This is a genomic window from Microcystis aeruginosa LEGE 91341 (genome assembly GCF_015206885.1).
GTDB classification, from domain to species: Bacteria; Cyanobacteriota; Cyanobacteriia; order Cyanobacteriales; family Microcystaceae; genus Microcystis; species Microcystis aeruginosa_H.
This window is the reverse complement of the sequence record NZ_JADEXY010000012.1, coordinates 1-12,756: the sequence shown is the minus strand read 5'-3', so window position 1 is coordinate 12,756 and position 12,756 is coordinate 1. Positions and strand designations below refer to the sequence as shown.

Genomic DNA, 12,756 nt, shown 5'->3' with positions numbered 1-12,756 from the left:
ACAGGGGGGAAGGGGGGCAAGATGGTAGATAGGCAATGAGTAGTAATTTCCTAGAATCCATGACAGTCAACAATCTCCAGTATGCTTATTTTCCCGGTTGTGTCGCCCAAGGTGCCTGTCGGGAACTATATTTATCCACGGCAGCCCTGACGGAAGCTTTGGGGATTAATTTAGTCGAACTCAAAAAAGCTGCCTGTTGTGGTTCGGGAACCTATAAGGAAGATTCGCAACTATTGGAAGATGCCGTCAATGCTCGCAATATTGCCCTAGCAGAAGCCCTCAATTTACCCCTGTTGACTCACTGTAGCACCTGTCAAGGGGTGATCGGTCATGTGGATGAGCGCTTGAAGGAAGCAAAGCATAATAATCCCGATTATGTTGAGGAAGTTAATAATTATTTACAGAAAGAACATTGTTCCCCCTACCAAGGTACGACGACGGTTAAGCACCTACTCTGGGCAATTGTGGGCGATTATGGCTTAGATAATCTGGCGGCTAAGGTGATTCGTCCCTTATCAGGCTTAAATTGTGCCAGTTTTTATGGTTGTTATCTCCTGCGGGCCCAGGATACTCTTCCCTACGATAATCCCTTTCAGCCGGAATCCCTAGAAAATGTCTTTCGAGCGGTGGGAGCAAATCCGATTTATTATCAAGGACGCACTCAATGCTGTGGTTGGCCCCTGTCCAGTTATGCCACCACCCAATCGTTCCAAATGGCAGGAAAACACATTTTAGAGGCCATGGCAGCGGGGGCCGATTGTTTAGTCACCCCTTGTCCTTTATGCCATCTTAATCTTGATTCCCGACAACCGGAAGTGGCAAAAGCGATCAATCGAAGTTTGGGTTTACCTGTGTTACATTTTTCCCAATTAGTCGCTTTAGCGGTGGGAGTCAGTCCCGATCGTTTAGGATTAGATCGACACATCGTTTCCACTAAATCCCTCTTAAAGAAATTGGGGTTTTAGAACTCAATCAGGAGTGTTAGCAATGGATTGGTTAAAAAGAATTTTTGGCTTAGATAAACCGGCAGATGCCGCTAGTGCGATCGCAGGAAAAGCCGCTGCTGCGGGTATTCCCCCCGAAAGAGTCGGATTAGATGGAAAATACGACGAAAGCGGACTAGCTAAACGAGTAGTTTTAGCTTTTGACGAGACACCGGATTTAGCTGATGAAGACAAATTGTGGGTCGCTCAAACTGGTGGTAAAGTTGTACTAAAAGGCAGGGTTTCCAATCAGGCGACTTTAAATAAAATGGTAGTAATTGCCAGTAAAGTCCATGGGGCAACCAGCGTCGATACCAGTCAAGTAACTATTGAGTGAAGTCGAACGGCTGTATTCCCCGTGAAAATTAACCACTGAGTAGGTGGATTGGCATTGTTTTTTGTCCCTAGGTTGTTGTTAGGTGATTGCCGGCTGATTAATCATGGTTAAATGTTAATCGGCTTTTCCTTTTAGGGAGACGAAACCAGACCTATGGGAATTACTATTGTTACTATTGTGCGGGGTATGAAAACGATTTCTAACTTCGGGGGGAGTGGGTAAACCCTGTTTCATTTCCGCCACTTTTAAGAGGATCAAATACTCATAAAAAGCTTGCAGAGTACACCAAGCAAAACCAGCTTTACCATCGAGAATTCCTGCTAGGATAAAATACATATAAAACCAACGAAGTAAGGGACGAAAAGGCAATCGTAGGGATAAATCTTTTAAAGCTCTCCGTCTATCTACTTCGGTTTCACCAAAAAATAAATTTTTCCAACTAACACCCCCGTTAGCCAACTGATGTAGGGTTTCTGCTGCTTCATCAGTAGAGTAACGATTATGTTTTTCAATCCAACGACTTAAACCTTTACTACAGGTATAGTGGGGATAGGTTTCTTCTAAAAAAGAGGTTTTCCCTCGACATTCTTCCCTTTCCGTGTGACCATAATCGCTAAACCAGACTTGATCTTTTCTAAATAGACGCATTTGATAACGGGGATACTGGGTGCTGCGACGGATCCAAGTTCCCATAAACATAACTCTTTCGGCCACATAAAAACCAGTAAATTCCTGTTGTTGCGTGGCACGCAGACATTCTGCGTAGAGTTGGGGTGTCATCCTTTCATCTGCTTCGAGAATATAAACCCAGTCGTATTTAGTCTCGATATTTTCTAACATCCAAGTTCTTTGTTTACCATGACTCTCGAATTGATGCTGAATCACGCGCACTGGATAACGAGAAGCGATCTCTACTGTGCGATCGCTACTGTAGGAGTCAACCACAATCACATCATCGGATAGAAGTGCCGATTCTACACAGGGGGCAATATCAATTTCTTCGTTATGGGTGAGAATGTAAATGGAAAACATAGATATGGTATGGTGTTTGATTATACGCAACCCGATCGGGCAGTAGTCCTATTTTGTACCGGAAAAAGCGGAATGAAAACCAGTTTATAGAAGAGATTTTCTCAAAACTATCAGACTGCGCTCATTCTATCCTCGATCACCATTTTGTCAATATTCCTTAAGTATTACTTGAAAAATTCTTTACCTGAGCTTGCGGCAACTAGCAAGGAGCTATTCCCCGCCATGAGATAATAGACGGTGCTTTATGTCTCCAGTAATTTTCGATGACTGCTGTTTCCGAGTGTTTTCGTTCTCTCCGTTCCCAGGGGAATTGTGCCTTAATTCCCTTTATTACTGCCGGTGATCCCGATTTATCTACCACTGCCCAAGCTTTACGCATTTTAGACCGGGCAGGGGCCGATCTGATCGAGTTGGGGGTTCCCTATTCCGATCCTCTTGCGGATGGTCCAGTTATTCAAGCGGCAGCCACCCGCGCTTTAAATCGGGGTGTCAAGTTGGAAGATGTGCTAGAAATCGTCAAAAATGCCCAGGGAGAGGTGAAAGCTCCGATTATTCTGTTTACTTACTATAATCCCATCTATCATCGCGGGATAGATGTCTTTTTAGACCAAATTAAAGCAGCCGGGGTGAGTGGTTTGGTGGTTCCCGATTTACCCCTAGAGGAAGCGGAAAGTCTGCTGCAACCAGCTGCCGCTAAGGGAATTGAAGTGATTTTATTGGTAGCGCCTACCAGTCCCCCGGAACGAATACAAGCGATCGCCCGGCAATCCCAAGGTTTTATTTATCTGGTTAGTGTCACGGGAGTGACGGGAATGCGGAATCAAGTGGCCACCAGAGTGGAGGAATTGCTCGATTCTATCCGTTCTGTCACCGATAAACCCGTCGGGGTAGGATTTGGCATTTCTGACCCGACACAGGCACTACAGGTGAAAAACTGGGGGGCTGACGCGGTAATTGTCGGCAGTGCCATGGTTAAACGTCTGGCCGATAATTCCCCCAGCGATGGGTTAAAATCCCTCGAAGAATTCTGCCGTAGTTTAAAACAGGCGATTCAGTGAGGGATGAGGGGTTAGCAGCTACAGATTAGATCGATCGAGCGTTCATGTCTTCTCGTTCTGAATTCGTTCAATTTCATCTAGTGCTTTTTTCGCCCGGAATACAGCCCGGAGATAGGCGATCTGGCTCTCCCACGCCGATCGGGGTAGGATGGCGGGGATAGGGTTCGGGTTCTCGTTCATGGTTAGATTGTGGGGGTGAGTACGGGGGTTTTGTTTTGCCAGCTTTCCGGCCATTGGATCGCGTCGGCACTGAAGGCGAGGGGATCATTGGCTAGGGGAGAATGGAAGGGTTCTTCTACCAGCGCAAATTGGCCGTTATCGAAGGGAATTCCCGCTGCGGGGTGATCGAGGTAGAATCTCTCTCGGATTCCCTTCTCCGCTTGTTTTAACGCCCGGTGGTGACAGTAGGGATTGTTCCCCCGGCGATCAAAGAAAACATGAGCAGTCCAACTACAACCACCGCGGCAGAGTTCGGCGAACTCGCAGGTTTTACAGAATCCCCAGAGGTGATCGGTTCCCTTCGGGGTTCCCGCGCCGAGGTTGAAGCGCAGTTCTTCGGCCTCTTCGATAATCTGGCGCAGGGAGCGATCGCGGATATTGCCCCCGGTATAGGCTGCGGTGGGAAGGGAGGGACAGCCTTTGATCGCACCGTCGGCCTCGATACCCAGTGCCGCCAGTCCAGCACTACAGCCCTGCCAGAATGTCCACGCGTCCCCCCCCCGCAATAAACGTTCGTAGGGGCCGTAATAGCCGATATTGTTGCCCGGTTGTACGTCTATCCCCTCGCGTCGCGCTCGCTCGGTGACACGGGCGAGCATCGGGTATAGTTCTAGGAGTTCGTAGGGTTGCAGGAGAATCTCCGAATTATCGGCTGCGTTCCCCATCGGGACGGTTAACTGGATCTGCCAGGCAAATACGCCCGCATCGCGGATTTTTTCGTAGATTCGGGGAAATTCGGGGGCAGAAAGACGATTGATCTGGGTATTGCAACCGAAGGGGATACCGGCTTGTTTGAGGTGGCCCATGGTGCGGAAAGCCCATTGCCAAGAGCCGGCTTTCCCCCGCAGGCGATCGTGGGTAGTTTCTAATCCGTCCACGGAAACAGAGACGACTTTGATCCCCGCGTCTTTCATCTTTTGGGCGGTGTCGAGGGTGATGCCGTAGCCGCCGGTAGTGACACCGCAGATCATGCCCGCGTCGGTGATCGCCCGGGCGATATCGAGCCAGTCGGGACGGAGGAAGGCTTCTCCCCCGATCAGGGTGACTTCTTTGATGCCCACTTCGGCCAGTTGACGGACGAGATCGAGGGCCTCTTCAGTGGTAAGTTCGTGGCTACGGGTGTGGCCGGCGCGGGAACCGCAATGCTGACAGGCGAGGTTACATTTTAGGGTGATTTCCCAGACGGCGTAGCTGATGCGACGGTATTCGGTCATTGGAATTATTCTATGTTTATATTTAGGAACCAATCACGCAGATAAGGAGAGCCGTATATTTGGTGTTTGTTCAGCCATCCCCCGACGATCGCTTTTAAGTCTTCTTCGGTTAAGTCTTTGAGTTCGTCATCGTTAGCGATTTCGTCCAAAACCTTTAAACGAAAATCGGGATCGGTTGCTAGTTTTTCGGTAAAGTTCGGGGTGCGATCAAAAGACATAATTAGCTCCTTACAAGTTTAATACTCGATAAAATTTATGAGTCGGTTGGAATTAGAAATCCACGAAACGATCTGCCGGTAATCCGTACATCGGTCGAACGATTCTGTCGTCCTATAGTAGATCGCGATTTGCTGGCCCACCATACAACATTATGGGGGGCCACCGAAAACCGCTGATAAATCCACCTGCGACCGCCGCTAAATCTTCCTCGCTTAAATCTTTAATTTCTTCATCGGGGCGATCGGATTCTAGAAGTCGCGTGGTGTATTCCTCGAATTCCTGTGGTGTGAAATCGAACCCCGCAGCTTTGACGATCTCGCTGCATTCTTCTTTGCTATTCACCGATTGGATTCGGGAACGGAAGGACTGATCGGAAGCGACTTTTTGATAAAAAGCGTGAACTTGTTCGAGAGCCATAAGTTAACTCCTGTTAGAATTTGATAAAAGACAACAAGCGTCAAGATAAATCCGCGGTCGGGCTGTAGATAATTCCGAGAGTGATGGGAGGCCAATTTATTATTCCCAGTCTTGTTGATGACGATAATATACCGCCTTGAATGTTTCGAGTCTCGATCGCGCGATTGATCGCAGTTTCAAGAGATTCTTGAAAAGAGTTCACCTGTAGATCGGAAATATGAATTTTAGCCATGGTAATTAGACTCCTATTTAATAGGGTTAAGATTCGGGTTCGGCAACCTTCACGAAAGTTTCGGAAGGATTATAGTTGTCAGTGACAACCTGCGGACAGCGCAGACAGGCGGCTTTTCCTTCCTGTAACCACCAGCGACAGTTTTGCCGGATTCGACAGGGGGGAAGGATATCGGTTACTTCTGCGAGTCCCTGTGCCACCCGACGTGCAAGGCGACAATCTTTCCCATCGAAATGAACGCATTCTTTTTCCGCGCAGGAGGCGGCGAAGCGGAAGACTTCGGTGGGGGTGACGGGTTGAGCGAGTGCGAGAATTTCTGCGGTGACGGGTTGGATTTCCGGGAGATAGGCGACGCGGGGTTCCTCGACGGTTCCCGCCGCGATCCCGAAAATTACGCTATCCGGGGAATTTTCTCGTGCGCTAGGGCAAAGGGTAGGTGTCTGGTGCGGAAGAGATTTCATCAGTTTTATCCGCTTGTTCAATGGATAATTACGAGCGAATTGGTTAGGGAACACGCTCGCGATCGTAATTGACTCTATAAATAGAAAAGTCTTGGCAAGAGTTGTCAGGCTTGTCCAGCTACTTCTCTGAATTTAATACTATGGAACCTTGCAAGAAAAAACAAGATATTTTTAAAGACTAATTGAACATAAAAAGATAATTTAAGTTCAAAAAATATAATCTAGGTTATTCTACATTTTTGAGAGAATAACCTTAAAGCACAACTGATCGCAGTATTCTTGCCGATCAAATTCGAGACAAAAATAAGTTAATTAAGTTTCAAAATATATTTGCGTTTTGAATGTGTATCGTGGATGATTTTGTTTAGTCAACCTCAAACATGAGATCAATCGATTATGGCTAACATCAAAGTCAATGATTTACAAACGACCGATGAATTAAGAAACCTAACGAATGAAGAAGTCGGAATGCGAGGTGGTTTTTTTGGATGGGTTATCGCCGCTTTCGTAGTTGGATACGGTATCGGTCGAGCTTCACAAGGCGGTCCGACCAATATATCTGTTTCTATTCCCACCGGTGGCGGCGGCGGTGGTGGTGGCGGTTTTTCGTTAGACTCTAACGTTGCACTCTATTAATAGTGTTTTAGAATAATTAAGGGGCGGGGTGAGCAATGCCCACCCCGTCCACGATTAATTACTTAACTCGTATTCTATTTCCTGAATTTTCTCTTTTATCCAACCGTTAAACAAATCGACCCCGATTTTCACAGCCAACTCCTCGGTTAATTTTGGCTTAAGGATTTCCTCGACGAAAATCAGGTGAAAACCCCGATCGCCTTGCAGCGGCTTCAACAATCGAGAAGAATCCGATGCGAAAATTGCGGCGGAAAGATTCGGTCGTAAATCCTTACGAGAAACAGTACCGCGATAACCTCCCTTGCGTCGTAATTCCACATCCTCGATATAGCGATGCGCTACTTCCTGAAAGCTGATTTCCTCCTCCTGAATCGATTCATACAACTCCTCCGCCATCGCCTGATCTGCTAACACTACCTCATAGATCACCGCACCGGTATAATCTAGCTGGTGTTCCACAAAATAGGATTCAATTTTGTCTGCGAAAAGATGTTCGGCTAATTTACCCGATAGTAAACTGAATTGAACGATCTCCTCGAAATCATCTAGGGATAAGCCCTGTTTTTCCAACCAATTCCATGTATCTTTGGCGTTATGTAATTCTTTGGCGAGACGGAATTGATCGGCCGCCTGTTGTAACTCAGTAGTCGTGTTTTTAATCCCCGCTGCCGTGGCGGTTTCGGTGATGATTTTCCGACCGATAATTCCCTCGACCATTTCGGGAACTTTCCCCGATAGCTTAAGCTGTTGGATAAGGTCTTGATTGGTGATGGTGATACTATGGGACATAATGACTCCTGAAAAAAAACTACAGTTTTAACCCATCTTTTTGTAGATCCTTAAAGGGATCGAGGATGTAATCGATCACCCGACGCTGACGAACGATCGCTTCTGCGGTAGCCGTATCTCCCGGATTGAGGGGAATACATTGATTTCCCTTTTGAATACAGGAGCGATCGAGTTGAATTTCTAGCTCGAAAACGTTAATTTTTCCGTTTGGTGTTTCCTTTTCGATCGCCGTCGGTGATTTCTTGGTGATCTTGCCGCCGATAATGCCGTAATCCTGAAAAGGATAGGCATCGAACTTGACTTTTATCGGCATACCGGCGCGGAGAAATTGACTTTGATCCGTGGGCATTTCTGCCTTGAGAATAAACCGCGATCCCTTCGGTGCTATCTCCGCAACCCGCGTTCCCGACTGCACCACCGCACCCGCGCGTTTAATCGGTAATGAAAAGATTGTGCCGTCGGTATTCGCCTTTAAAACCCTCTGACTTAGTTGGATTTGGAGCGCTTGCCGTTGGCTCTCGCTTTGGGCGATTTCCGATGCCAGTGTTGCGATCTCCGTGTCTAGATTGTTAATCTGCTCCTGTACCCTTAAGAGTGCCAACTCGTTGGAATGGCGGAGACTTTGATAACCCCGCTGCCGCTCCTGTAATTGCAGACGCGCTTGGGCGATATCGGCGCTCGTTTGTTGACTCGTCTGACGGTAGGTGCTTTCTAATTCCGCTAGTTTATGTTGATTTTCTTTTACCTCCGCTTTTCCCCGCTCGTAGAGTTGTTGGCGTTCCTTGGCATTGTCCTCGCGCTCGATGAATTGTACCTCCGATATCGCGCCATCCTCCCACGCTTTTCGGTAGCGATCGACTTCTTTTAAAGCCGTTTGATAACGACTTTTTAGAATCGGATAATCAGTCTGACTTTGTGCGAGGGCGGTTTTCGCTTGATTGACTCGCGCTTGTTGTTCTTCTAGGGATATTTTGGCCTTCTTGATTAATGCGTCCACATTCTCCCGCGCTTGTTCGATCGAGGCTTCTTTTTCCGCTGCTGCCGCGCGATTTTGTTGGCTTTGGGTGGTTAAAGAAATCTCTAACTGACTTTTGACCAGTTTCTGTTGGGAAAGACGGCTTTTTTGTCCTTCTATTTTCTCCTCGATTTGTTGTATTTCCTTGCCGATTAATGAGGAATCTAGGGTTAAAATCGGTTGTCCTGCTTTCACCTCTTGGCCTTCACGGACATAGATTTTTTCCACTTCTCCTGCGGTGATTGCATCGAGTTTGACTGTTTCCCCTTGGGGTTCCAGTTTTCCTGGACCGACACCCGTTTCATCGACTTTTGAGAATATCGCCCAGGGGAGAATGATCGAGACGAAAATAATCAGAAAATAGAGTAAACCCCGTGTCCAAGGTAGGGGTAAAGTATCGATCAATTCCTTGGTCTGGAAAGACCAGTTATCACGCTCTCTGTCTAGATTGGTGGTCATAGTTATTCACTCAATTGATTAGAGTTCAAATTACGGTAAATCCCAGGACGGGCCATTAATTCTTCGTGGGTTCCACTATCGACTAATACCCCTCGATCAAGAACGAGAATACAATCCGCGTTCCGCACCGTAGAGAGGCGATGGGCGATAATCACCATCGTGCGATTCTGGCGAATTTTCTGGAGATTTGTTTGAATAATCCGTTCCGATTCGGTATCGAGGTGGGAAGTGGCTTCATCTAGGATTAATAACCGCGGTTCTCCCATCAGCGATCGAGCGATGGCGATCCGTTGTCTCTGTCCCCCGGAAAGTAGCCCTCCACCCTCGCCGATTTGAGTTTCGTACCCCATGGGCAGTGATTGAATAAACTCATGAATTCCCGCTAATTTCGCCGCGACCACTACATTTTCTAGGGGGCGATCGGGATGACCTAAACTGATATTTTCCCGAATCGTGGAACCGAAGAGAAAGGTATCTTGATCGACGACTCCCACCTGTTGCCGGAGGGAACTGAGGGCGATCGTACTCAGATCGTAACCGTCGATCGAGATTTTGCCGTCGGTGGGGGGATAGAGGCCGATCAGCAATTTCGAGATCGTGGTTTTTCCCGAACCGCTCCGACCGACGATGGCAACGGTTTGACCGGGTAAAATCTCAAAACTGAGGTTTTCTAACACATTGCGATCGCTGTCGGTGTGGTAGCGAAAGGTGACACTTTCAAAGCGAATATGTCCCTTTAATTCCGGGAGAAACTGCCGAGAAAGTTCCTCTAAATTCTCCTCCGGTTTCGCGTCCAGTACATCGTTAATGCGCTCGACGGCGATATTGACTTCTTGAAATTGCGTCCAGAGAACGGTTAAGCGTTGAAAAGGCGCGATGATCTGGGCAAAAAGCATATTAAAGGCGATCAGTTGTCCGATCGATAATTGATTTTGAATTACCAGATAGGCACCGAAACAGAGTAAACCCGTCGTCGCCAAAGATTCGATGAGATTACTGACGATTTGGAGATTATTGCCGATAATCTGCCCGGAGAAATTTTTCTTGACCTCCACCGAGAAAAGGTCTTCCCAGTGCCAACGGGTTGATCGCTCTGTGGCGGTAGATTTGACGGTACGAATACCGGTTAAAATCTCGATCAGGTAACTGCTTTCCTTAGCGATTGCCTGAAAAATATCCCGGGATATTCGCTGGAGAAAAGGGGTAGAAATTAACGCCAGCAGAAAGAACGGTGGCACGATCGCTAAACTGATGAGGGCTAATTGCCAGCTATAGCGGAACATCACCGCCACATAAACGAAAACCGTTAATAAGTCAAGTAAAATCGAGAGAGCTTCCCCAGAGAGAAAACGCTGGATCTTGCGATTTTCCCCGACGCGGGAAACAATATCGCCCACATAGCGGGACTCGAAATAACCGAGGGGAAGGCTGAGGGTATGGCGGATAAAACCAGTGATTAATGCCGTATCGATGCGATTAGCAGTATGATCGAGGAGATAGGCGCGTAAACCAGTAATTGCCACCCGAAAAACCCCGAAAATTAGCGCACCGATCCCCATCGCCCAAAGGGTGGTTAACGACCCCTGGACGATTACTCGATCGAGGATTAACTGGGTGAAAATCGGCGTAATTAAGCCGAATATTTGGATAAAAAGCGAGGCGACGAAAATTTCCAGCAGTACGAACCAATGGGGTTCGAGTAAGCGATAAAACTGCCAGAGAGAGGTTTTATCCTCTTTTGTGTCCCGGAATTTCTGGTTCGGTTGGAGCAGAAGGGTGAATCCCGTCCATTTACTGGCGAATTCGGCACGACTTAGGGTTAATTGCCCGATCGCTGGATCGCCAATAATCACCTGTTTGGGGGTAATTTTCCAGATCACAACGAAGTGTTTGCCTTCCCAGTGAGCGATCGCCGGTAGGGGCTGTTTCCCTAATCCCTCTAGAGTCGCTTTCACCGGACGGGTGGAGAGGCCGATATTTTCCGCCGCAGTGATCAGTCCCTTCAGGGATGCTCCGTCGCGGTTGACGTTGGCCATTTCCCGCAAACGGTTGACGCTGATTCTTTTGCCCCAATAACGGGCGATCATGACTAAACTGGCCGCCCCGCAATCGGAGGCGGACTGTTGCTCGAAGAAGGGATAACGGCGGAGGGATTGCCCGATCCAGTGACCTAACCGCCGCGCTGGAGAGGGAAAATAGGCTCGAGCGCTTTTTTTGTCCGTTTCTTCTGCCTTCATCCCAAGAAGTTGCTCAATTTCCCGCGCCCGTTGCAGTAATGTTTTTTTCAGGGCGGGGTGTTTTTTCAGGATCGGCCTCAGCGCGGACTCGGGGATAAGAAGTAGTTCCGCCTTTGCGGAGACTCGAACCGAGTAGGGTGGTCTCTGAGCTACGCCGAAGAGCAGAAAACCTGATCGGGGAAAGAGGGTGAATTCTCCGAAAAATTCGTCGGTTTTGAGTGCGATCATCTCTTTTTGCTGCGAGTTCGCTATCCGAACTTTGCCGCGAACGACTAGGTATAATCCGGGCTGTAGGGACAAGGTACCCGCTTCGGGAGAGATAGCGATCGCTGTTTTCTGGAGACTCCGCCACTGGGTTTCGGACAGGAATTCTGGCCAGGGATTGACGAGGCTGTGAGTATCGAGCATAGTTGTTTTAAGCTTTGGCTGAAGGAGAAAGATCGACGATGCGGATCGGCTGTAGCTGTTTGCGGAGGCGATTGATGTGGGTGGGGGTGAGCGCAACCCCGAATTCTTTCTCTAGATGCCGCGCTAACCAAACTCCCGACCATCGCTTAAAGGAATAGCCGAAATCCCGGGGGGATTTAGTAATCAGTTCCCTCAGGCGATCGAGGTAAGGTTGATCAACTTTTGGCGGGCGACCGCGGCGGTATTTCTGCCAGCGATCGATCTTGCCACTCTCGGCGATCAGTATCCATTTACTAGCGGTGGCAGCAGTACAATCGAGAAGCTTACGGATCTCGCCCTGGGATTTGCCCTCGTCAGCTAAAAGAATGATTTGAATCCGTTTGCGATCGATATCGGGGATATTTGGTTCTGTTAAGATTTCGAGAAGTTGCTGACGTTGGGATAGGGATAGATATTTACCAGTGCTTGATGACATAGCCTTTGCAACTATAAGTAAAAGCAGACAGCAGCAGGTCGGAGCGTTGAGACAAGAAAGTTGTACTAAGTTGTACAATGGGCTAAATTCCTCGTGCAACGATCTCTCTCGCTGTCCTTAAATTCTTATTTTGGCTGCGAAAGTGAACATTATGCAGTTTATTAAATCCGACATTCCGCACATCTTCATATACCTTTACATATTTTTATATATTTTTACATTCCCCAAGATGTTTTGACGAAAAACCTTCATTATAGAAACTACTATTGGGAACATTTTCAATAATTGATTTTTTCTGAGAAAAAAAATTAGGCGTTGCTGAATCAAGTTATGAATGCCAACTGTGCATCGTATCCAAAAGTTAGTTTGGGTCGAGGTTTTAAAAATCCCACAAGAGAAGATTCATATCTCAAATCAGCAACGCCAAAAATTACAATTCTTCACCTTGATCAAAATCAATATTGATAATGTACCTCGTGCGAACAGGAAACGCTATAAATTGTTTTTCTCTCGCCCGATCAAACCTCTCTAACACCTAACCCCCATCTCCCTATCTCCCCATCTC

Annotated in this window: 13 protein-coding genes; 4 read left to right on the top strand and 9 right to left on the bottom strand. The window is 47.6% G+C overall.

The genetic code is table 11. The annotated features are described in order from the left end of the window. Positions 1-35: 35 nt before the first annotated feature. Together IQ234_RS03475 and IQ234_RS03470 are read left to right on the top strand one after the other, a co-directional pair. The gene (locus IQ234_RS03475; RefSeq protein ID WP_193956055.1) at positions 36-965 is read left to right on the top strand and encodes a CoB--CoM heterodisulfide reductase iron-sulfur subunit B family protein; all 930 of its coding nucleotides are present in this window, start codon (positions 36-38) and stop codon (positions 963-965) included. A 22-nt stretch (positions 966-987) separates the two neighbouring features. Further along, a complete protein-coding gene (locus tag IQ234_RS03470) occupies positions 988-1,320 on the top strand; it encodes a BON domain-containing protein (protein WP_193956054.1) in 333 nt (110 codons plus the stop codon). Between the two features lie 114 nt (positions 1,321-1,434). On the opposite strand, the gene IQ234_RS03465 is transcribed toward IQ234_RS03470, so the two are convergent. Further along, positions 1,435-2,352 (bottom strand): glycosyltransferase family 2 protein, encoded by a 918-nt coding sequence (locus IQ234_RS03465; protein WP_193956053.1) that lies wholly within the window; start codon positions 2,350-2,352, stop codon positions 1,435-1,437. 263 nt (positions 2,353-2,615) lie between these two features. On the opposite strand from IQ234_RS03465, the gene trpA reads away from it, so the two are divergent. Further along, positions 2,616-3,410: a tryptophan synthase subunit alpha gene (gene trpA, locus IQ234_RS03460; protein ID WP_193956052.1), complete on the top strand. Its 795-nt coding sequence runs from the start codon at positions 2,616-2,618 to the stop codon at positions 3,408-3,410. Positions 3,411-3,592: 182 nt separating this feature from the next. Here the strand turns inward: trpA and IQ234_RS03455 are convergent, their stop codons facing one another. The 4 genes from IQ234_RS03455 to IQ234_RS03440 form a co-directional block, all read right to left on the bottom strand. Further along, positions 3,593-4,843, bottom strand: coding sequence for a nif11-class peptide radical SAM maturase 3 (locus IQ234_RS03455; protein WP_193956051.1), 1,251 nt, complete (start codon positions 4,841-4,843; stop codon positions 3,593-3,595). A 5-nt stretch (positions 4,844-4,848) separates the two neighbouring features. Further along, positions 4,849-5,061 (bottom strand): hypothetical protein, encoded by a 213-nt coding sequence (locus IQ234_RS03450; RefSeq protein WP_193956050.1) that lies wholly within the window; start codon positions 5,059-5,061, stop codon positions 4,849-4,851. Between the two features lie 112 nt (positions 5,062-5,173). Next, entirely contained in the window at positions 5,174-5,479 is a 306-nt protein-coding gene (locus tag IQ234_RS03445) for a Nif11-like leader peptide family natural product precursor (protein WP_193956049.1), read from the bottom strand. A gap of 258 nt (positions 5,480-5,737) precedes the next feature. After that, positions 5,738-6,172, bottom strand: coding sequence for a nitrogen fixation protein (locus IQ234_RS03440; RefSeq protein WP_193956048.1), 435 nt, complete (start codon positions 6,170-6,172; stop codon positions 5,738-5,740). 468 nt (positions 6,173-6,640) lie between these two features. Here IQ234_RS03440 and IQ234_RS03435 point away from each other — a divergent pair, with 468 nt between their 5' ends. After that, positions 6,641-6,808 carry a hypothetical protein gene (locus tag IQ234_RS03435; protein WP_193956047.1) on the top strand — a complete coding sequence of 56 codons (168 nt, stop codon included), beginning with the start codon at positions 6,641-6,643 and terminating at the stop codon, positions 6,806-6,808. A 54-nt stretch (positions 6,809-6,862) separates the two neighbouring features. Here the strand turns inward: IQ234_RS03435 and IQ234_RS03430 are convergent, their stop codons facing one another. The 4 genes from IQ234_RS03430 to IQ234_RS03415 are packed head-to-tail and all read right to left on the bottom strand — an operon-like array spanning position 6,863 to position 12,191. Further along, positions 6,863-7,597, bottom strand: coding sequence for a foldase protein PrsA (locus IQ234_RS03430; RefSeq protein ID WP_193956046.1), 735 nt, complete (start codon positions 7,595-7,597; stop codon positions 6,863-6,865). 19 nt (positions 7,598-7,616) lie between these two features. Then, the gene (locus IQ234_RS03425; RefSeq protein WP_193956045.1) at positions 7,617-9,071 is read right to left on the bottom strand and encodes an HlyD family efflux transporter periplasmic adaptor subunit; all 1,455 of its coding nucleotides are present in this window, start codon (positions 9,069-9,071) and stop codon (positions 7,617-7,619) included. Between the two features lie 2 nt (positions 9,072-9,073). After that, the gene (locus tag IQ234_RS03420; protein ID WP_193956044.1) at positions 9,074-11,716 is read right to left on the bottom strand and encodes an ABC transporter transmembrane domain-containing protein; all 2,643 of its coding nucleotides are present in this window, start codon (positions 11,714-11,716) and stop codon (positions 9,074-9,076) included. A 7-nt stretch (positions 11,717-11,723) separates the two neighbouring features. Then, positions 11,724-12,191: a helix-turn-helix domain-containing protein gene (locus tag IQ234_RS03415; protein ID WP_110577624.1), complete on the bottom strand. Its 468-nt coding sequence runs from the start codon at positions 12,189-12,191 to the stop codon at positions 11,724-11,726. Between the last annotated feature and the right edge of the window lie 565 nt (positions 12,192-12,756).